15 protein-coding genes are annotated in these 19,329 nt (G+C 69.4%); 8 read left to right on the top strand and 7 right to left on the bottom strand.

All coding sequences use genetic code 11. The annotated features are described in order from the left end of the window. Window positions 1–58: 58 nt before the first annotated feature. Window positions 59–1,216 (top strand): ABC transporter substrate-binding protein, encoded by a 1,158-nt coding sequence (locus BA022_RS14925; RefSeq protein ID WP_088887974.1) that lies wholly within the window; start codon window positions 59–61, stop codon window positions 1,214–1,216. 123 nt (window positions 1,217–1,339) lie between these two features. Here BA022_RS14925 and BA022_RS14920 read toward each other — a convergent pair whose 3' ends face one another. Next, a complete protein-coding gene (locus tag BA022_RS14920) occupies window positions 1,340–2,806 on the bottom strand; it encodes an acetyl-CoA hydrolase/transferase family protein (protein ID WP_088887973.1) in 1,467 nt (488 codons plus the stop codon). Window positions 2,807–3,059: 253 nt separating this feature from the next. Between BA022_RS14920 and BA022_RS14915 the strand changes: the two genes are divergently transcribed. Then, window positions 3,060–3,791 (top strand): TFIIB-type zinc ribbon-containing protein, encoded by a 732-nt coding sequence (locus BA022_RS14915; RefSeq protein WP_088887972.1) that lies wholly within the window; start codon window positions 3,060–3,062, stop codon window positions 3,789–3,791. A gap of 135 nt (window positions 3,792–3,926) precedes the next feature. On the opposite strand, the gene BA022_RS14910 is transcribed toward BA022_RS14915, so the two are convergent. The 5 genes from BA022_RS14910 to ubiM form a co-directional block, all read right to left on the bottom strand. Beyond that, window positions 3,927–5,213 (bottom strand): solute carrier family 23 protein, encoded by a 1,287-nt coding sequence (locus tag BA022_RS14910; RefSeq protein WP_088887971.1) that lies wholly within the window; start codon window positions 5,211–5,213, stop codon window positions 3,927–3,929. A 202-nt stretch (window positions 5,214–5,415) separates the two neighbouring features. After that, entirely contained in the window at window positions 5,416–6,714 is a 1,299-nt protein-coding gene (locus BA022_RS14905; RefSeq protein ID WP_012655185.1) for a methyl-accepting chemotaxis protein, read from the bottom strand. A 96-nt stretch (window positions 6,715–6,810) separates the two neighbouring features. Next, window positions 6,811–8,718: a B12-binding domain-containing radical SAM protein gene (locus BA022_RS14900; RefSeq protein WP_187305973.1), complete on the bottom strand. Its 1,908-nt coding sequence runs from the start codon at window positions 8,716–8,718 to the stop codon at window positions 6,811–6,813. A gap of 78 nt (window positions 8,719–8,796) precedes the next feature. Beyond that, on the bottom strand, window positions 8,797–9,807 hold the full coding sequence (locus BA022_RS14895; protein ID WP_088887970.1) for a sensor domain-containing diguanylate cyclase: 1,011 nt from the start codon (window positions 9,805–9,807) through the stop codon (window positions 8,797–8,799). 87 nt (window positions 9,808–9,894) lie between these two features. Continuing rightward, window positions 9,895–11,160, bottom strand: a complete 1,266-nt coding sequence (gene ubiM, locus BA022_RS14890; RefSeq protein ID WP_088887969.1) for a 5-demethoxyubiquinol-8 5-hydroxylase UbiM — start codon at window positions 11,158–11,160, stop codon at window positions 9,895–9,897. Window positions 11,161–11,332: 172 nt separating this feature from the next. Between ubiM and BA022_RS14885 the strand changes: the two genes are divergently transcribed. Together BA022_RS14885 and BA022_RS14880 are read left to right on the top strand one after the other, a co-directional pair. Continuing rightward, window positions 11,333–11,572 carry a DUF6139 family protein gene (locus BA022_RS14885; RefSeq protein WP_012655189.1) on the top strand — a complete coding sequence of 80 codons (240 nt, stop codon included), beginning with the start codon at window positions 11,333–11,335 and terminating at the stop codon, window positions 11,570–11,572. An 85-nt stretch (window positions 11,573–11,657) separates the two neighbouring features. Further along, window positions 11,658–13,748, top strand: a complete 2,091-nt coding sequence (locus BA022_RS14880; RefSeq protein WP_088887968.1) for an acetoacetate--CoA ligase — start codon at window positions 11,658–11,660, stop codon at window positions 13,746–13,748. Window positions 13,749–13,781: 33 nt separating this feature from the next. Here the strand turns inward: BA022_RS14880 and BA022_RS14875 are convergent, their stop codons facing one another. After that, window positions 13,782–14,711: a LysR family transcriptional regulator gene (locus BA022_RS14875; RefSeq protein WP_088887967.1), complete on the bottom strand. Its 930-nt coding sequence runs from the start codon at window positions 14,709–14,711 to the stop codon at window positions 13,782–13,784. A gap of 130 nt (window positions 14,712–14,841) precedes the next feature. Between BA022_RS14875 and BA022_RS14870 the strand changes: the two genes are divergently transcribed. From BA022_RS14870 to BA022_RS14855, 4 genes are read left to right on the top strand one after another with little or no spacing between them, the layout of a single operon-like run. Further along, the gene (locus tag BA022_RS14870) at window positions 14,842–15,828 is read left to right on the top strand and encodes a Bug family tripartite tricarboxylate transporter substrate binding protein (RefSeq protein ID WP_011803526.1); all 987 of its coding nucleotides are present in this window, start codon (window positions 14,842–14,844) and stop codon (window positions 15,826–15,828) included. After that, window positions 15,825–17,072, top strand: a complete 1,248-nt coding sequence (locus BA022_RS14865; RefSeq protein ID WP_088887966.1) for a CaiB/BaiF CoA transferase family protein — start codon at window positions 15,825–15,827, stop codon at window positions 17,070–17,072. Before BA022_RS14870 ends, BA022_RS14865 begins: the two co-directional genes overlap by 4 nt. Continuing rightward, on the top strand, window positions 17,069–18,226 hold the full coding sequence (locus BA022_RS14860) for an acyl-CoA dehydrogenase family protein (RefSeq protein ID WP_088887965.1): 1,158 nt from the start codon (window positions 17,069–17,071) through the stop codon (window positions 18,224–18,226). Before BA022_RS14865 ends, BA022_RS14860 begins: the two co-directional genes overlap by 4 nt. Before the next feature lie 14 nt (window positions 18,227–18,240). Then, a complete protein-coding gene (locus BA022_RS14855; protein ID WP_088887964.1) occupies window positions 18,241–19,272 on the top strand; it encodes an acyl-CoA dehydrogenase family protein in 1,032 nt (343 codons plus the stop codon). Window positions 19,273–19,329: the final 57 nt, after the last annotated feature.

Raw genomic sequence — 19,329 nt, 5'->3', positions numbered from 1 at the left:
CAGCGGGCCGGGGCGCCGCGGGGCTGCCTTCCCATCCAACCCACACATTCCTTTGACCATGCAACGCCGCCAGTTTGTCCTCCAAGCCGGCCGAGCCGCCGCCCTCGCGGCCGCGCCGGCCTTCGTGCTCCCGGCCCGTGCGCAGGACGCGCCAGGCGTGTCCGCCAAGGCCCTCTCGATCGGCTGCTCGGCCGCCATGAGCGGCCCGCTGCTGGGCTTTGGCACCGACATCCAGCTGGGCGCGGGCGCTGCTTTCGCGCAGGCCAACGCGCGCGGCGGTGTGCATGGGCGCACGCTGCAGCTGCAGATGGTGGACGACGCCTATGACCCCGAGCGCACGCTGGCCAACGTCAAGCAGATCATCGGCCAGGGCAGCGCACTGGCGCTGCTGTCGTGCGTGGGCACGCCCAACAACGCGGCCATCGTGCCGCTGGTGGAAGAGGCCGGTATTCCCTACGTGGCGCCGATCACGGGCGCGTCGTCGCTGCGCAAGAGCACGCGCAACGTGTTCCATGTGCGCGCCAGCTACACCGACGAGGTGCAGCGCCTCATCCAGCGCCTGGCGGGCATGGGCCTGAAGGGCATCGGCGTGGTGTACCTGGACAACGGCTACGGCCGCGAAATGCTGGAGGACGCCAAGCGCGCCCTGGCGGCGCTGAACATGAAGCCCGCCGTGCAGGTGGCCGTGGCCACCGACGGCAAGAACCTCCCCCAGGTGCTGCAGGCCGTGGCCGCGGCGCGCCCTTCGGCCGTGCTGCTAGCGACCGCGGGCACGGTGTCCGTGGGCCTGGTGCGCGGCATCAAGAAGGAATCGCCCGGCGTGCTCATGGCCGGCCTGAGCGTGACGCTGCCCAGCGCCAGCCTGGGCCAGCTGGGCGAGGACGGCAGCGGCCTCGCGCTGTCCATGATCGTGCCCGACCCCAACCGCGCCAAGCTGCAGCTGGTGCGCGACTACCAGTCCGCCATGCGCGCGCAGGGCAAGAGCGAGTTCTCGCAAGGCAGCCTGGAGGCCTACGTGAACGCGCGCGTGCTCATCGAAGGCCTGGACCGCGCCGGCAAGGACGTGACCCAGCCCAAGCTGCGCGCGGCGCTGGCGGGCATCCGCAACCTGGACCTGGGCGGCTTCGTGGTGGACTACAGCGGCCAGGCGCCCTACGTGGGCTCGCGCTTCATCGACCTGGGCGTGCTGGGCAGCACGGGCCGCTTCATCGCCTGAACACGGCACCGCTGAGGCGCTTTGCGCCTCGGTGCAGCTGCCCAAGGCAGCAGCCCTTCGGGACCGTCCAAGCCTGCGCAGGCAGCTAGTGCGCCGCCCGGGGCGCCAGGGACGGCTGGGCCCTCAGGGCAGCATGCTGCCCGTGGCCAGGCAGCGCTCGTGCCAGGACAAGGCCTCGCCCAGGATGTGGGGCGTGTGCTGCGCGCCCTTGCTGCGCGCGCGGTCGAAATAGTCCTGCAGCAGCGGGCGGAAGTCCGGGTGCGCACACTTGTCGATGATGACCTGCGCGCGCTGGCGCGGCGACAGGCCGCGCAGGTCGGCCAGGCCCTGCTCGGTGACGATGATCTGCGTGTCGTGCTCGGTGTGGTCCACGTGCGAGACCATGGGCACGATGCAGCTCACCTTGCCGCCCTTGGCCACCGAGGGCGTGACGAAGAACGACAGGTAGCCGTTGCGGGCATAGTCGCCCGAGCCGCCGATGCCGTTCATCATGGCCGAGCCCATCACGTGCGTGGAATTGATGTTGCCGTAGATGTCGGCCTCGATCATGGCGTTCATGGCGATCACGCCCAGTCGCCGCACCAGCTCGGGGTGGTTGCTGATCTCCTGCGGGCGCAGCACGATGCGGTCGCGGTAGAAGGCAATGTGCTCGTTGAAGTCCTTCAGCGCCTCGCTGCTCAGCGAGATCGCGGTGGCCGACGCCGCCGTCATCTTGCCGCGCTTGATCAGCTCCAGCATGCCGTCCTGCAGCACCTCGGTGAAGCCCAGCAGTTCGTCGAACGGGCCGTCCAGCAGCCCGGTCAGCACCGCGTTGGCCACGTTGCCCACGCCCGACTGCAGCGGCAGCATGTTCTTGGGCAGGCGGCCCACCTTCACCTCGTGGGCCAGGAAGTCAATGATGTGCGCCGCGATCTGGTTGGAGACTGCGTCGGGTTTGGCGAAGGCCGTGTCGCGGTCGCGCTGGTGCGTCTGGACCACCGCGATCACCTTGGACGGGTCCACGCGCAGGTAGGGCTCGCCGATGCGCTCGGTGGCCTGCGTCAGGTGAATGGGCTGGCGGCGCGGCGGGATGGCCGTGCCGTAGTAGATGTCGTGCATGCCCTCCATCTCGATCGGGGGCAGCGAGTTCACCTCGAGGATCACCTTGTCGGCGATCTCCAGCCAGGTCTTGTTGTTGCCCACGGCGGCCGAGGGGATCAGCCGGCCGTCGGGTAGGATGCCCAGCACCTCCACCACGGCCACCTGCATGGGGCCCAGGAAGCCGAACCACGCATGCTGCGCCACGTGCGAGAGGTGGATGTCCAGGTAGTGCACGTCGCCCGCGTTGATCTTGTCGCGGCAGATCGGGTCCGACTGGAAGGGCAGGCGCTGGTGGATGCCGTTCACCTTGGCCAGCGCGCCGTCCAGCTCGGGCGCGGTGGAGGCGCCCGTCCACACGTTGACCTGGAACGGCCGGCCTGCTGCATGCTCGGCCTCGATGCGCGCGGCCAGCGCCTGGGGCACCTGTTTGGGATAGCCCGCGCCGGTGAAGCCGCTCATGCCGATATTGGCGCCGGCCGGGATCAGGGCCGCGGCTTCGGCCGCGCTCATGATTTTCTGGGCCAGACCGGGGTGCTGGATACGGGGGGACGACGAGGTGGACACGCTAACTCCAGACGGACAAGCGCCCCGTGCAGGCCTGGCGGGCAGCTGGCGCGGGGCGCAAAAAAGAGCGTAAATCTTAGCAGCCGCTCCGTGCGCGGCTAGGGATAACCCTGGCCTTACACCGCGCTGACGCAGGCCGCCCGCGCAGGTACGGCCGCGTCGCGGCACCGGCCGTGCAGGCAGTACGATCGCGTCCACCATGCCGTTCACACCGCTTTGCCCCTCGTGCCGCCAGCCCACCGAGATCCGGCGCTTTGCCGCCAGCACCGGAGGCACGCTGGAGCTGGACCTGTGCTTTGCCTGCCAGGGCATGTGGTTCGACCCGCAGGAGAACACGCGCCTGGCGCCGGCGGCCGTGCTGGAGCTGTTCGAACTGCTGCACCAGCACCGAGGCGACGCACACCACCCGCTGGCCGACCGGCTGCGCTGCCCGCGCTGCAGCCAGGCGCTGGCCAAGGGCTACGACGTGGCGCAGGGCGGGCGCTACGTCACCTACCGCTGCGCGGCGCGCCACGGGCGCTTTTCGACCTTTGGCTCGTTCATGGTCGAGAAGGGCTTCGTGCGGCACCTGTCCACGATGGAGATCGAGGCGCTGGCCGAGCGTGTGGGCACCATCAACTGCACAAGCTGCGGTGGCACGGTGGACATCCGCCACGACCACGCCTGCCCCTACTGCCGCTCGGCCCTGTCGCTGCTGGACCCGCAGGCGGTGGACAAGGCCCTGGCGCGCCACGGCAGCGCCGCCCGTCAGGCCGCGCCGGCGGACGCCGCCTCGCCCGACGCTCTGGCCGATGCGCTGGTGGCGCTGGAGCGCAACCGTGCGCGGGAGGAGCGTGCGCGCCAGCGCGAACGGCTGGAGGGCACGCGCAGCGACGAGTTCGACCTGCTCACCGCGGGCATCGAGATGGTGTGGTCGCTGCTGCGGCGTTGATCTGTCTGCTACTAAAAAAAGAGCTGCTGGCGCTTGTTACGATTGATTTTCAAGGCGGAAAGTGCCTTGAATCGTTTCAGGATAAGCGCTAGCAGCTATGGATACGGGAGCGCGCCTGGGCGCTCCCGCCCAGCCTTACTTGCCGCGGTTCAGGGCCGCGTACAGCACGATGGCGCCGAAGGTCGCGGTGCCGATGCCGCCCAGCGCGAAGTCGCCGAACTTCAGCGTGAATTCGCCGGTGCCCAGGATCAGCGTGATCGCCGCCACGATGAGGTTCTTGTTCTGCGAGAAGTCCACCCGGTTGTCCACCCAGATCTTGGCGCCGGCAATCGCAATCAGGCCGAACACCACGATGGACACGCCGCCCATGACCGGCAGCGGGATCGCCTGGATCAGCGCGCCGAACTTGGGTGAGAAGCCCAGCAGCACCGCCAGCAGCGCCGCGACCAGGAACACCGCCGTGGAGTAGATGCGCGTGGCGGCCATCACGCCGATGTTCTCGGCGTACGTCGTCACGCCCGTGCCGCCGGCCGCGCCGCTCACCATGGTCGCCACGCCGTCGCCGATGAAGGCGCGGCCCATGTATTGGTCCAGGTTCTTGCCGGTCATGGCCGTCACGGCCTTGATGTGGCCCAGGTTCTCGGCCACCAGGATGATGACCACGGGCACGATGAGCAGCAGGGCGTTGGCCTCGAACACCGGCGCATGGAACTGCGGCAGGCCAAACCAGGCGGCGTTGGCGATGCCCGACACGTCGATCGGCTTGCCCAGGCCCATGCCGTTGGTCAGCAGCGCGTACAGCAGGCTGGCGATGATCAGGCCCACCAGGATCAGCAGGCGCTGCAGCATGCCGCTGGTGAATACCGCCACCAGCGCCACGCACACGAAGGTCAGGGCCTGCATCCAGGCCTCGAAGTTGTTGGCCGCCATGTTCTTGATGGGGATGCCGGCCAGGTTCAGCCCGATCACGGCCACCACCGCGCCGGTGACCACCGGGGGCATGAAGCGCTCGATCCAGCCCGTGCCCACCAGGTGCACCACCACGCCCACCAGCGTGTACACCAGGCCGCAGGCGATGATGCCGCCCAGCGCCACGCCGATGTTGGCGTTGGGCCCTTTGCCTGCATAGGCCGTGGCCGCGATCACCACGCCGATGAAGGCGAACGACGAGCCCAGGTAGCTCGGGACCTTGCCGCCGGTGATGAGGAAGAAGATCAGCGTGCCGATGCCGCTCATCAGCACCGCCACGTTGGGGTCGAACCCCATCAGGATGGGCGCCAGCACCGTGGCGCCGAACATGGCGATGACGTGCTGTATGCCCATCAGCCCGGTCTGCGGCCAGGGCAGGCGCTCATCCGGTCCGATCACGCCGCCACCCTGCAGCACCTGCGCCGGGCGCTCATTCCATTGCAAAAGGGCCATGGGGCTCTCCTTGTGTGAAAGCGCTGATTTTAGAGGTTAGATGGGCCTCTGGCGCTTGTGTGGCAAGCGCAAACAGCTATCAAATCAGGAGTGTGCAGGAGTGCGCTATCACCCAGGGGTGCCAGACGGGCCCATCGCCGCCGGCCTGCCGAGCGTGGCGGGGCCGTTTCCTGCCGTCACGGGGCCCAGGTTTGCCAGGCCCTCAGCGCCCCGGCTTGCCGGTCTCGAGCGCGTGCAGCTCCTGCACCACGTCAACCACCTTGTGTGCGTCCTCGCGGATGCGCTCGATGGCGTCGCGCGCCTGGCGTGACAGCTGGGCGCCCTGCTCCACCGCCGCCACACCGCCCTGGATGTGGTCGATCATCGCCCGCATCTCCTGCAGCACGGCCTGGATGGTCTGGTGGATGTCGTTGGTGGCGGTGCGGCTGTCGCCGGCGAGTTTGCGCACCTCCTCGGCCACCACGGCAAAGCCGCGCCCGGCCACGCCGGCACGCGCGGCCTCCACCGCCGCGTTGAGGGCCAGCAGGTTGGTCTGGTCGGCCACGCGGCGTATGCCCTGCACGCTGGCGGCGATGCTCTCGGTCTTGCGCCCGAGTTCGTGCACGCGGGCCGCGGTGTCCTCGAACAGCTGGGCGATCGACTGGATGCGCGCCGTGGCGTCGACGATGGTTTGCGTGCCTTCTTCGGAGAGCTGCTGCGTCTCCTGCGCCACGGCAAACGCCGTGTTCACGCCCTGCTCGCGCGCCTGCGCCTGCTGCACACGCGCGGTGATGTCGGTGGCGAACTTGACGATGTGGCTCACCACGCCGTCAGGGTCGAGCACCGGGTTGTACGTCGCCTCCAGCCACACCGTGCGCCCCCGCGCATCGACGCGCTCGATCTTGCCCTTGGAATACACGCCCGCGCGCAAATCGTCCCAAAAGCGTGGGTAGTCGCTGCTTTGCGCGAATGCGGGCGGGCACAAGATGCGGTGGTGCTGGCCCACCAGGTTCTGGCGGGTGTAGCCCATGGTGTGCAGAAAGTGGTCGTTGGCGCGCAGCACATGGCCTTGCAGGTCGAATTCGATCACTGCCATGGAGCGTTCGATGGCCTCCAGGATGGCATGGGCGCGCTGCGTCTGCTCCTGCGTGGCGGTCACGTCGTAAACCAGCCCCACGATGCGCTCCACCCGGCCGCGGGCATCGCGCACGGGGTAGAACATGCCCTGCACCCAGACCACGGTGCCGTTTTTGCAGCGGCGCTGCGCCGTGCCTTGCACGAATTCGCCGCCGCACAGGCGCCGCCAATTGGCCTGAAAGGCAGGGCTGGCAACGTATTCCGGCGGATAGAAAATCGTTTGGGGCTGGCCGATCAATTCGGCACGCTGGTAGCCCAGCAGGTCACAAAACCGCGCGTTCACTTCGCGCACCACGCCTTGGACATCCACTTCGACCACGGCCGCCTGCTCTGCAATGGCCTGCCAGCGCCCTTGTGCCGAAAAACGTTGCTGCTGCCACCACATAGGACACCTCGTTGCTCAGAAATACCGGGCGCGTAGTGTACGCGCGGTGAGCGCAAAGCTTTGCGGGGAAAGCACGAAGAGCTATTAAAACAATAGCTAGCGCACCGCCAGGGCACGTGCTATGCGGTCGCGCCGCACCGTGGTCTTGGGCACGCGGAAGGGGAACCACATGCGCACGTCCTGCTCCAGCCCGATGCCGTGCATGTAGTTGTAGATGGCCTTTTTCAGCCCGGCGCCCAGCGCGTCGTGGTCCACGCCCGTGGGGTCGATAAAGGCCACGTCGTTCTTGGCAAAGCCGCCCGGCGGCAACGGGGCCAGGGTCACGCCGTATTCCTCGGGGTTCTGCCCCACGGGTGAATGCACGGTGCAGGCAAAGCGGTGAAAGAACCCGCTCTGAATGCAGCCGTTGCCGAACAGCTGGCGCACGTATTCCAGCGCGTCCACCGTGTCCTGCACGGTCTGCGTGGGAAAGCCGTACATCAGGTAGGCGTGCACCAGGATGCCGGCGTCGCTGAAGGCACGGGTCACGCGTGCCACCTGGTCCACGCTGACACCCTTCTTCATCAGGCCCAGCAGCCGATCGGAGGCGACCTCCAGCCCGCCCGAGATGGCGATGCAGCCCGCGTCGGCCAGCAGCTCGGCCAGCTCGGGCGTGAAGGTCTTTTCAAAGCGCACGTTGCCCCACCAGGAGATGCCGGTGCCGCGTGCGATCAGCTCCTGCGCGAGCGCCTTGAGGGCCTTGGGTGGCGCGGCTTCATCGACGAAGTGAAAACCGGTCTGCCCGGTCTCGGCCACGATGGCCGCGATGCGGTCGGCCAGCACCTGGGCGCTGGCGCCCTCGTAGCGGCCGATGTAGTCCAGATTCACGTCGCAGAAGCTGCACTTCTTCCAGTAGCAGCCGTGCGCCACGGTGAGCTTGTTCCAGCGCCCGTCGCTCCACAGCCGGTGCATGGGGTTGAGCATGTCCAGCAGCGACAGATAGCGCTGAAGCGGCAGGCCGTCCCAGGTGGGCGTGCCGATCTCGGCAAAGGCGACGTCGGGCTCCGCCAGGTGGACGTACTGCACGGCGCCATCGTCATTGCGTACAAAGGTGCGCACCAGCCGCTGGCGCCCGCGCTGGCCTTGCAGGTGCTCCAGCAGCGCGAGCAGCGGGCGCTCGCCGGCGTCCAGCGTCACGTAGTCGAAGAAATCGAACACCCGTGGGTCGGCCAGCTCGCGCAGCTCGGTGTTGACGAAGCCGCCGCCCAGTACGGTGACGATGTGCGGGTGCTGTGCCTTGATGGCCTGGGCAATGCGAAACGCGCCGTACACCGAGCCCGGGAAGGGCACTGAGAGCAGCACCACGCCGGGCTGGTGGCGCGCGACGGCCTCATGGGTGAGCTGCTGCAGCACCTCGTCCACGAAGGTCGGCGCCTGCGCCAGCGCGTCGGCCAGCGGGTCGAACGTGGGCTGGCTGCCGGCGAGCTGTTCGGCGTATCGCACAAACTCGAAACGCGCGTCCACGGCGCCCTGCAGCACGTCCGCCAGGTCGTTGAGGTACAGCGTGGCCAGATGCTTGGCCTTGTCGGCCAGGCCCAGGGCGCCGAAGGCCCAGCCCAGCGGGTCGCCGCTGCCGTCGTCCTCGTACACGTCCAGCGCCGCGAAGCGCGGCCCCTCCGGCAGGTAGTGGCGGCCCACGATGCGGTGCGCGAGGGTGCTGTCGCGCCCCTGCAAAAAGGCCATGGCTGGGCCGATGGTGGCCAGGTACCGCTCTTGCTGTGCAAGAAAGGACTGCACCGCCGGGCTCTGCGCGTTTGCGGGCAGGGCCTGTGCCCTTTCGGCGACCTGCGCGAGACCGTCGCGCGAGAGCAGCCGCAACACCAGCGCGATCGCCAGGTCCTCCTGCCACGCCGGCACGCCGCGCGAGCGCAGAAAGCCCGTGAGGTAGGCGGTGGAGGGGTAGGGCGTGTTGAGCTGCGTCATCGGCGGGATGACGGACAGCACGCGGGGCAGGGCTGCGGGCATGGGCAAAGGGGTGGAGGGGGCTGGCAGAGCGGCGGATTATCCCGGCCCCCTGCCGCGCATGCCCGTGCGGGGGCTTGTTCAGCGCACGGCGCGGCGCGCCTTCTTGGCGGCGTACATGGCGCGGTCGGCCTCGCGCAGCGCCTCGTCGGCCGTCATGCCGTTGGGGAGCACGGCGATCACACCCACGCTGGCGCCGGCGTAGTCGATGGGGGCGCCCGCCCCGCCAAAGCGCCCGCGCGTGGCCTGTGCCAGGCGCTGGCCGAACCCCTGGCGGGCCGCCTCCAGCGCCGGGCCGGGCGCGGGGCCGGGGCCTACGGCCACGAACTCATCGCCCCCGTAGCGTGCAACGAAGTCCTGCGCGCGCGCCGCGCCGCGCAGCCGCTCGGCCATGTCGGCCAGGAAGAGGTCGCCCACCTCGTGGCCATAGGTGTCGTTGATCGCCTTGAAACCGTCCAGGTCCATGAAGGCGATCAGCACCGCCGTGCCCTGGCGCGCGCCTTGCGCCAGTTGCTGGTGCAGCATCTCGCGCAGCGCGCGGCGGTTGGGTAGGCCGGTGAGGGCATCGGTCGCCGCATAGGCCGCCAGCCGGGCATTGGCCTGCAGCAATTGCTGCAGCAGCAGCTCGCGCTCGACCTGCTGGCCAATGAGCCGCGCGAACAGCGTCAGCGCGTTGCGCGCCTGGGAAGTGAGCTCCTGGCGCTCGTCGCTGGCGGCGCAGAGCGTGCCGTAGAGCTGGCCGTCGGCCATGCGCACCGGTGTGCTGGCGTAGGTCTGGATGCCCAGCGCCGCGGCGGCCTGCGAATCGCCCCAGCATTGCCCCACGTCGGCGGTGAAGGGGCGGCCCTCGTCCAGCGCGCGTTTGCACAACGTGTCGTGCCAGGGCACGCTCAGTCCCTCGGGGATCTGCATTTGGCGCGTGTTGCGCGCGTACAGCACACGCTGCACACCCCGCTCCAGGTCCACCACCGTGAGGTAGGTGGATTCGAACCCGGTGATGTCTTCCAGCAGCTCCAGCAGCGGCCGGGTGAGCTCTTCGACGGTGCGTGCGCGGGTGACGGTCTCGCAGAGATGGTCCAACAGGTTGTCCATGCGGCCATTATGGATGGGTGTGCCGCAGGACGTAGGCCGGGACAGGCAGCGAGTGCCTGCCCCTCCAGTTGGATGGCGGTGTGCGCACTAAGGTGCGGCGCTGGGCCAGGCGGGGCGCCGGCCTGTGAGCTGGCTCACGATGGCGCCCTTGAGGGGCGGCAGCCGGTTGGCGCCCGCCAGCACCACCTGGCGCAGCAGGCGGGGCAGCGGCCGGTCGTCGGTGTACAGGCGCACGATGGCATTCGTGCCCTGGTACAGCGGCCAGGCGTGGCGGTGATGGCCGCGCGCGTAGCCTTCCAGCACGCTGGCGGCGCCGATGTCCGCGCCGCGCTCGCGTGCCTGGGTGAGAGTGCGCGTGAGGCTGTCCACACCCGCCAGCCCCAGGTTGAACCCGTGCGCCGTCACCGGGTGCATGCCGACGGCCGCGTCACCCAGCAGCGCGCAGCGCGCGGCGGCGAAGCGGTGCGCATACACGGCGACCAGCGGGTAGGCGTGGCGCTCGCCCACCAGCCGCATTGCGCCCAGGCGGTCCTTGAACTGGGCTTGCACGCGTGCGGCGAATGCCTCAGGGGGCAGTGCCAGCAACTCCTGCGCATGCGCCGCGCCGGTGGTGACCACGGCCGAGCACATCGGCGCGCCATCGACCAGGTCGCCCGGCAGCGGCAGGATCGCCAGCGTCTGCTCGTAGCCGAAGCACTCGTGCGCGACCTCGTGGTGCGGCAGTTCATGGCGCAGGCGGCAGACGATGACCGTGCGGCCGAAGTCGTGCATGGCTGCGCCGATGCTCAACTGGCGCCGCGTGGCGGAAAAGCGGCTGTCGGCCGCCACCAGCAGCGGGGCCTGCAGACGCAGGGGCGCTGCGTCGAGGTTGCGGGTGTCGGTGTATTCCAGCTCGGCATGCGCGGGCGTGACGGCCACGCGGGTGACGCGCGCCTCGGTGACCAGTCGTACGCCGGGCGTGTGCGCGGCTACCTCGTAGGCCGTGCGGCGCAGCGCGTGGTTGGGCACGATCCAGCCCAGATGCTGGACGCCACTGCCGCCTGCGTGCAGCTGCATGGCCCCGCGCTGGCCCACGGGGCCGTCGTGCACCTGCGCCTCGCGCAGCAGGCCGACCTCGTGCGCGGCCAGGCGCTGCCAGCTGCCGATGCGCTGCAGCGTGGCCACGCTGGGGTGGGTGAGTGCGATCTCGCGCCCGTCGGCCGGTGGCGCGGCCAGCGTGGAGACGGGTTGCTGCTCCAGCACCGTGACCTGCATGCCGGCCTGGGCCAGCGAGGCCGCCAGCGACAGCCCGGCAGGCCCCGCACCCACGATGAGCACGTCGCTGCGCTGAGAGGAAACGTCTTGTGTTGTCATGATTCAGAAACAGGCCGCCGGCAGTGGCAACAGCGGGCAATTGTCGGCAGGGCGGAAAGCGGCGATCTTGCCTTGCGTCAAGCACGGCGGCCATGCGGCCGCTTCCTACGCCGGGCGGGCGATGGTCTCACTACAGTGGAGAACCCTGCAACCAGCAAGCAAAGGACCCGACATGCGCGTGGACATCTACCGCCGATCCGAAGCCGAGGGGCGTTATTCCCATCTGGCCGTGCCCGAGGGCAAGCCCATACCGCAGGAGGCCATCAATACCGATTGGAACTGCGAGCACCGCGCCGTGGAACGGGACGAAACCCAGGCGCACTGGAACGACCTTGGTATTCCCGAGCCCGGACGGCAGTTGCGCGACAAGGGCTATGCCATCACCAGCGTGACGGAGCAGCCGCGGCGCTGAGGCCAGGTGCGACCGGCGAGGTGCCGCCGGCCAGTTGTCACGTGCGTGGCGCGCACGGAGGCAGCGACCGCGCTAGGCTGTGCGCATGGAGACACACCACAACATCCCCCCAACACACCCGCCTTACGCGCCCCAGATACGCCGCTACCAGGATTGGCTGCAGGCGCAGCACGGCCTGCGCTTTGACGATTACGACGCGCTCTGGCGCTGGTCCACCACCGATCTGGACGCCTTCTGGCAGAGCATCTGGGACTACTTCGACCTGCAGTCACCCACGCCGCACAGCGCGGTACTCGCAAAGAACGTGATGCCCGGCGCGCAGTGGTTCCCCGGCGCGCAGGTGAACTACGCGCGCCAGGTGCTGCGCCATGTGGACGCCGCACAGGCCGCAGGCCAGCCGGCCCTCATCGGCCGCAACGAACGCGGCGAGCGCCGCGAGCTGTCCTGGCCCGCGCTGCGCCGGCAGGTGGCGGCGCTGGCGCTGCACATGAGGGCTCAAGGCGTACAGCCCGGCGATCGCGTGGCAGCCTACCTGCCCAACATCCCCGAGACCATCGTCGCCTTCCTGGCCTGCGCCAGCATCGGCGCGGTGTGGAGCCTGTGCGCGCCCGACATGGGCACGCACGCGGTGCTGGACCGCTTCCGCCAGATCGCACCGACGGTGCTGTTGGCCGTGGACGGCGTCACCTATGGGGGGCGCGACCACGACCGTTGCGACGTGCTGGCGGAACTGCGCGCGCAACTGCCCACGCTGCGCCACGTGGTGCTGGTGAACAACCTGAATGCTTCAAAAATAGTAGCTGATACCGCTTGCTACGCAAGCGTCATCGCCCGAAATGATGCAGAGACTGCGGCCTTTGAACCGGCGTGGCTGCCGTTCGACCACCCGCTGTGGATCGTCTATTCCAGCGGCACTACCGGCCTGCCCAAGCCCATCGTGCACGGTCATGGCGGTATGTTGCTGGTGATGCTGCAGCTGGCGGTGCTGCACAACGACATCGGCTGCAGCTACGCGCCCAACTCCCTGGGCGAGCGCTACCACTGGTACAGCTCCACCGGCTGGATCATGTGGAACGCCCAGGTCGGCGGCCTGCTGGGCGGCACCACCTGCGTGCTGTACGACGGCAACCCCGGCGGCAGCAAGGAGCGGCCCGACTGGACAGTGCTGTGGCGCATGGCAGCCGAGGAGCGCGTGACCTTCTTCGGCGCTGGCGCCGCGTTCTACGGCCACTGCATGAAGGCCGGGATCACCCCTGCGGCCTGCGGCGATCTGTCGGCGATCCGCGTGCTGGGCTCCACGGGGTCGCCGCTGCCTGCCGAAGTGCAGCGGTGGGGATCGCAACTCCTGGCCAGCGCGGGCGTGCCTCAGGTCTGGTGGTGCAACATCTCCGGCGGCACCGACTTCGCGGGCGCCTTCATCGGCGGCAATCGCGAGCTGCCGCAAACGCCCGGGCGCATGCAGTGCCGCATGCTGGGCGCGGCCGTCGAGGCCTGGGACGAGCAGGGCCGCCCGGTGCTGGACGCCGTGGGCGAGCTGGTGTGCACCCAGCCCATCCCGTCCATGCCCTTGTTCCTGTGGGGCGACGCCGATGGCGCGCGCTACCGCGCCAGCTACTTCGACATGTACCCGCCCGGCCATGGCCGCAGGCCCGGCGGCGGGGATCTGGGGCCCGAGGCCGGGGCCGTCTGGCGCCACGGCGACTGGATCGAGATCGGCTCCAGCGCCCGCCCCGGCTGCGTGATCTACGGCCGCAGCGACGCCACCATCAACCGCCACGGCCTGCGCATGGGCACGAGCGAGATCTACAGCGCCGTGGAGGCCCTGCCCGAGGTGCTCGACAGCCTGGTCGTGGACCTGGAATACCTGGGCCGCGCCAGCTACATGCCGCTGTTCGTGGTGCTGCGCAGCGGCCTGGTGCTGGACGACGGCCTGCGCGCGCGGATCAACGACGCCATCCGCGCCAGCCTGAGCCCGCGCTTCCTGCCCGACGAAATCGTGCAGGTGGCCGAGGTGCCGCGCACGCTGAGCGGCAAGAAGCAGGAGCTGCCCGTCAAGAAGCTGCTGCTGGGCCAGCCGATGGACAAGGTGGTCAACCCGGACGCGATGGCCAATCCCGGCTGCCTGGCGTGGTACGTGGACTTTGCCGCGCGGCGTGCGGCCGGTGGTGCTTCATAAAAGATAGCTAATCACGCTTGATGGACGGGCGGTTCAGCCCGGTTTGTCCCAGTTCTCTCCTTCCACGCGCGGCACGCTGGCAAAGCGCAGCGCGTGCTCCGTGAAGCGCTCCACCACGCGGCTGGCGCCGCCGGCCAGGCGCGCCAGCGCAATGCCCACGTGAAAGCCCGGCGGGTTGTCGGTGAGCGCCAGGCATTTCACGCCGCGCGGCACCACCTGCCGCGCCACGCTGGCCACCAGGCCCACGCCCAGGCCCGAGGCCACCAGGCTCATGATGGTCTGCACCTGCATCGCCTCCTGCGCCACGCGCGGCGCAAAGCCAGAGAACTGGCAGCGCATCATGGCCAGGGCCGAGAGGCTGGGCACCTTGTGCTGCGGGTACATGATGAAGGGCTCGTGCGCGGCCTCGGCCAGCGCGATGGCGTCGCGCTGCGCCAGCGGGCTGCTCTCGGCCACGGCCAGCACGAAGTCGTCGCGGTCCAGCGGCAGCAGCTCGAAGCCGCTCGGGTCCAGCACCGGGTAGCGCAGCAGGCCGGCATCAAAGCGCCGCGACACCAGCCCCTCCAGGATCTCGGACGACGTGGCTTCGCTCAGCTCCAGCTCGATCTGCGGATAGCGCTGGCGCAGCGAGGGGATGAGCTGCGGCAGCAGCGCATAGGTGGCCGAGCCGATGATGCCCAGGCGCAGCAGCCCGCCCTCGCCCTCGCGCGCGTCCTGTACCGCCTGGCGGCACTGCTGGGCGTGGAACAGCGCGCGGCGGGCGTCGCCCAGCATGGCTTCGCCGGCCGGGGTGAGCACCACGCCCGTGGTGGTGCGCTCGAACAGGGGGCTGCCGAGTTCCTCCTCCAGCTTGCGGATGGACACCGACAGGGGCGGTTGCGCCATGTGCAGGCGCTCGGCCGCGCGGTGGAAGTTGCCGGTTTCCGCCAATGCGACGAACTGGCTGAGTTGCCGGAGGTTCATGCGATATGCAAAAAGTATTGAAATCTAAATTCTTAATATTAGACAGCATGCTAGGTGCTGCCTAGAGTGCCAACTCCGACCCCTTTGCGGGGCACCGTAGCGGAGCAGAGACTCCAAGGAGACATTGCACATGGCATTCCACCGCAGAACCACCCTGCGCGCCCTGGCGGGCGCCAGCCTCGTGGCCCTGGGCACCACCCTCGCGCCCGCCGTGCAGGCGCAGGCCTTCCCGTCCAAGACCCTCAAGTTCGTCGTGCCCTTCGGGCCCGGCAGCGGCACCGACACCTCGGCGCGCTACTTTGCGCGCAAGCTGCAGGACCTCACGGGCCAGTCCGTGGTGGTGGAGAACAAGCCCGGCGCCAACGGCTTCATCGCGGTCAAGCAGGTGCTCTCGGCCCCGGCCGACGGCTACACCGTCTTCATCGGCAGCAACTCCACCCTGGCGGTGAACGCGGCGCTGTTCAAGGAGCTGCCCTACGACCCGGTGAAGGACTTTGCGCCGCTGACCATGATGATGCGTTCGCCCGCCATGCTGGCCACGGCCCCGCAGGCACCGTTTGCCGACCTCAAGGGGCTGGTCAGCTATGCCAAGGCCCACCCGGGCAAGGTGAACTTCGGCGCGGGCTCGGCCGGCTACCAGCTCATGGGCGAGCTGCTCAACGACAGCGCCGGCGTGCAGACCGTGCATGTGCCGTTCAAGGGCGCCGGCGAGACCATGACCGCCCTCGCGGCGGGCACCGTGGACTACGCCTTTGCCGAAGTCACGGCCGTGCAGGAGCTGGCCAAGGGCGGGCGCGTCAAGGTGCTGGCCGTGGCGGCGGACAAGCGCGTGGCCACCTCGCCCGACGTGCCCACCGCCAGCGAGGCCGGCCTGCCCGGCTTCGAGGCCTACACCTGGGTGGGCGCGATGGTCAGCAGCAAGACACCCCCGGCCGAGACCGCCAAGCTGGCCGAGCTGTTCACCACCATCTCCAAGATGGATGAGACCCGCGCCTTTTACGAGCGCTTGGGCGCCACGCCCATGACCGGCGGCCCCGCCCAGATGCACGAGTTCCAGAAGAACGAGATCGCGCTGTGGAAGCGCATCGTCACCCAGGCCAAGGTGCCGCTGCAATGACCTCACCGGCCGCCCTGCAACCTGGCGCGCTGCAGCACGTGAAGGTGCTGGACCTGTCGCGCGTGCTGGCCGGCCCCTGGGCCGCCCAGACGCTGGGTGACCTGGGCGCCGAGGTCATCAAGGTGGAGCGCCCCGGCAGCGGCGACGACACGCGCGCCTGGGGCCCGCCCTACGTGACCGACCCCGCCGGCCAGCCCACGGGCGAGTCGGCCTACTACATGTGCACCAACCGCAACAAGCAGTCGGTGACCATAGACTTCACCCGCCCCGAGGGGCAGGAGCTGGTGCGGCGCCTGGCGCAGCAGTGCGACGTGCTGGTGGAGAACTTCAAGACCGGCGGCCTGGCGCAGTACGGGCTGGACTATGCCTCGCTGAGCGCACTCAACCCGCGCCTGGTGTACTGCTCCATCACCGGCTTCGGGCAGAGCGGGCCGTATGCGCACCGCGCCGGCTACGACTTCCTGATCCAGGGCATGGGCGGGCTGATGAGCGTCACCGGCCGCCCCGACGGCGAGGACGGCGGCGGCCCGATGAAGGTGGGCGTGGCGCTCACCGACATCCTCACCGGCCTGTACGCCAGCACCGCCATCCTGGCCGCGCTGCAGGCGCGCGAGCACACCGGCCGCGGCCAGCACATCGACCTGGCGCTGCTGGACGTGGGCGTGGCGTGCCTGGCCAACCAGGGCATGAACTACCTGTACGGCGGCAAGGTGCCGCAGCGCATGGGCAACGCCCACCCCAACACCGTGCCCTACCAGGACTTCCCCACGGCCGACGGCCACATGATCCTGGCCGTGGGCAACGACGGCCAGTTCGCGCGCTTGTGCCACGCCGCGGGCCAGCCCGGCTGGGCGCAGGATGCGCGCTTTGCCACCAACGCCGCGCGCGTGGCGCACCGCGACGAACTGGTGGCGCTGATCCGCGGCGTGACGGTGGGCAAGCCCACGCGCGACTGGATCGCCCTGCTGGAGCAGCACGGCGTGCCCTGCGGCCCCATCAACACCGTGCGCGAGGTGTTCGACGACCCGCAGGTCAAGGCGCGCGGCATGCAGATCGCCATGCCGCACCCCCAGGCGGGCAGCGTGCCGCTGGTGGCCAGCCCCCTGCGCCTGTCGGACACGCCCGTGAGCTACCGCCATACGCCCCCGCAACTGGGCCAGCACACCGATGCGGTGCTGGCCCGCCACCTCGGCCTTGCGCCCGAGGCACTGCAAACCTACAGAGACAACGGAGTTTTGGGATGAGTACCCTGGATTCACTCGCGCTCACGCGCATCCCTCCCGAGGACGAGGCCCTGCGCGCCGAGGTGCGTGCCTTCCTGGCCGAGGCGATCGCCGAACTGCCCGCGCATATCCGCGCCCGCTCGTGGGGCGGCTACAGCAGCGAGCTGAGCCGCAAGCTGGCCGCCCGCGGCTGGATCGGCGTCACGCTGCCCAAGGAATATGGTGGCGGTGGACGCAGCGCCTTCACGCGCTATGTGCTGGTGGAGGAGTTCCTCGCCTGCGGCGCGCCCGTGGGCTCGCACTGGATTGCCGACCGCCAGAGCGCGCCGCTGATCCTGAAGTACGGCACCGAGGCGCAAAAGCAGTTTTACATCCCCCAGGTGTGCCGCGGCGAGGCGTTCTTTTGCATCGGCATGAGCGAGCCGGGTTCGGGCTCGGACCTGGCCAGCGTGCGCACCCGTGCCACGCCCAATGACCAGGGCTTTGTGCTCAACGGCCAGAAGATCTGGACCACCAACGCGCACCACTGCCAGTACATGATTGCGCTGGTGCGCACCTCCGGCAGCAGCGAGGATCGCCACAAGGGCCTGTCGCAGGTCATCGTGGACCTGTCGCTGCCCGGCGTCACGGTGCGCCCCATCGAGGACCTGTCGGGCGACCGCCATTTCTGCGAGGTGTTCTTCGACAACGTGCAGTTGGGCCCCGATGCGCTCATCGGCGCCGAGGGCCAGGGCTGGGAGCAGGTGACGGCGGAACTCGCCTTCGAGCGCAGCGGGCCCGAGCGGCTGTTCTCCAGCATCGTGCTGTTCGACCAGTGGCTGGATTACGTGCGCACGCCGCAAGGACACACGGAGTCGGCCCAGCGCCTGGCCGGCCAGGTGCTCACGCAGCTCGCGCCGCTGCGCGCCATGTCGGTGGCCATTCAGGACAAGCTGGTGCGCGGTGAAAGCCCCATCGTCGAGGCCGCGCTGGTCAAGGAGCTGGGCACCACGCTGGAGCAGATGATCCCCGCGGCGATCGCCGACGACCTGTTCGCCCGCGAGGCGGAAGACGTGCCGGTGGAACTGCTGATGACCCTGAAATACGTGACCGAGGCCTCGCCCTCGTTCTCTTTGCGCGGCGGCACGCGCGACATCCTGCGCGGGATGATCGCCCGGGGCCTGGGCCTGCGCTGAAACGGAGCCACGACATGAGCCAAGACAACGATCTGTTTGCCGACGCCGCCCGCCAGGTGCTGGCCGACCAGTGCACCCCCCCGGTGGTGCGCGCCATCGAATCCGGCGGGCGCGCTGCGCCTGCGACGCAGCAGCTGTGGGCGCAGCTGGAGGCCACGGGCCTCGCCGATGCGCTGCTGCCCGAGGACGACGGCGGCGCCGGGCTGGGGCTGACCCAGGTGTTCGGCGTGCTGGAGCAATGCGGCGCGCATGCGCTGCCGCTGCCGCTGGGCGAGACCATGGTGGCGCGCGCGCTGCTGGCCCAGGCCGGCGTGGCTCGCCCCGCCGGCAGCATCACGCTGGCGCGTGGCGAGCGGCTGCCGGATGGCGGCGTGCGCTGCGCCCTGGTGCGCGGCGGCCAGGTGGCCGATCACGTACTGGTGCAGGCTGGCAGCGCCTGGCACCTGCTGGCCACGGCCGATGCGCAGGCTGCGCCCCAGGCGCTGGCGCTGGATGCCGCCCTGGCCTGGACTGCTGCCCAGGTGGAGGCCGCGCCCGGGGTGCCGGTGGATGCCGCGCAAGACGCACGCACCCTGCAGGCCGCCGTGGTGGCCCCGCAGATGGCCGGCGCGTTGGGCGACGTGTTCCGCCGCACCCTGCAGTACGCCAACGAGCGCCAGCAGTTCGGCCGCCCCATCGGCAAGTTCCAGGCCATCCAGCACCAGCTGGCGGTGATGAGCGAGCATGTGTTCGCCGCGCGCATGGCTGCGCAGCTGGGCTGCAACGGCGCCGGTGTGCTGCCCGACCGGCTGCGTGTGGCCACTGCCAAGGCGCGCTGCAGCGAGGCCGCATTGGCCGTGGCCGAGTTCGCCCACGCCATCCACGGCGCCATCGGCTTCACCGCGGAATACGACCTGCAGCTGTTCACCCGCCGCCTGCACGCCTGGCGCCAGACGGCCGGCAGCGAGTCTTACTGGCACGGCGTGGCCGGCAAGGCGCTGCTGGCGCACGGCGGGCTGACGCTGGACCTCGTGCGCCGCATCACCGATGTGGAAATGGCGCTCTGAAAACCATAGCTGTTTGCGCACATCAATCAAGGAATTCAATGTGTTTTCATGTTGAAA

It is taken from the genome of Diaphorobacter nitroreducens, assembly GCF_002214645.1.
In the GTDB taxonomy this organism is placed as follows: Bacteria; Pseudomonadota; Gammaproteobacteria; order Burkholderiales; family Burkholderiaceae_C; genus Diaphorobacter; species Diaphorobacter nitroreducens.
This window is presented reverse-complemented; position numbering and strand designations above follow the sequence as displayed.

Bases quoted from the DNA above. Each gene is read 5' to 3' on its own strand.
- BA022_RS14920 (WP_088887973.1), bottom strand. From the start codon at position 2,806: ATGAGCGCGGCCGAAGCCGCGGCCCTGATCCCGGCCGGCGCCAATATC.
- BA022_RS14915 (WP_088887972.1), top strand. From the start codon at position 3,060: ATGCCGTTCACACCGCTTTGCCCCTCGTGCCGCCAGCCCACCGAGATC.
- BA022_RS14885 (WP_012655189.1), top strand. From the start codon at position 11,333: ATGCGCGTGGACATCTACCGCCGATCCGAAGCCGAGGGGCGTTATTCC.
- BA022_RS14875 (WP_088887967.1), bottom strand. From the start codon at position 14,711: ATGAACCTCCGGCAACTCAGCCAGTTCGTCGCATTGGCGGAAACCGGC.
- BA022_RS14855 (WP_088887964.1), top strand. From the start codon at position 18,241: ATGAGCCAAGACAACGATCTGTTTGCCGACGCCGCCCGCCAGGTGCTG.
- BA022_RS14895 (WP_088887970.1), bottom strand. From the start codon at position 9,807: ATGGACAACCTGTTGGACCATCTCTGCGAGACCGTCACCCGCGCACGC.
- BA022_RS14880 (WP_088887968.1), top strand. From the start codon at position 11,658: ATGGAGACACACCACAACATCCCCCCAACACACCCGCCTTACGCGCCC.
- ubiM (WP_088887969.1), bottom strand. From the start codon at position 11,160: ATGACAACACAAGACGTTTCCTCTCAGCGCAGCGACGTGCTCATCGTG.
- BA022_RS14925 (WP_088887974.1), top strand. From the start codon at position 59: ATGCAACGCCGCCAGTTTGTCCTCCAAGCCGGCCGAGCCGCCGCCCTC.
- BA022_RS14905 (WP_012655185.1), bottom strand. From the start codon at position 6,714: ATGTGGTGGCAGCAGCAACGTTTTTCGGCACAAGGGCGCTGGCAGGCC.
- BA022_RS14910 (WP_088887971.1), bottom strand. From the start codon at position 5,213: ATGGCCCTTTTGCAATGGAATGAGCGCCCGGCGCAGGTGCTGCAGGGT.
- BA022_RS14865 (WP_088887966.1), top strand. From the start codon at position 15,825: ATGACCTCACCGGCCGCCCTGCAACCTGGCGCGCTGCAGCACGTGAAG.
- BA022_RS14900 (WP_187305973.1), bottom strand. From the start codon at position 8,718: ATGCCCGCAGCCCTGCCCCGCGTGCTGTCCGTCATCCCGCCGATGACG.
- BA022_RS14860 (WP_088887965.1), top strand. From the start codon at position 17,069: ATGAGTACCCTGGATTCACTCGCGCTCACGCGCATCCCTCCCGAGGAC.
- BA022_RS14870 (WP_011803526.1), top strand. From the start codon at position 14,842: ATGGCATTCCACCGCAGAACCACCCTGCGCGCCCTGGCGGGCGCCAGC.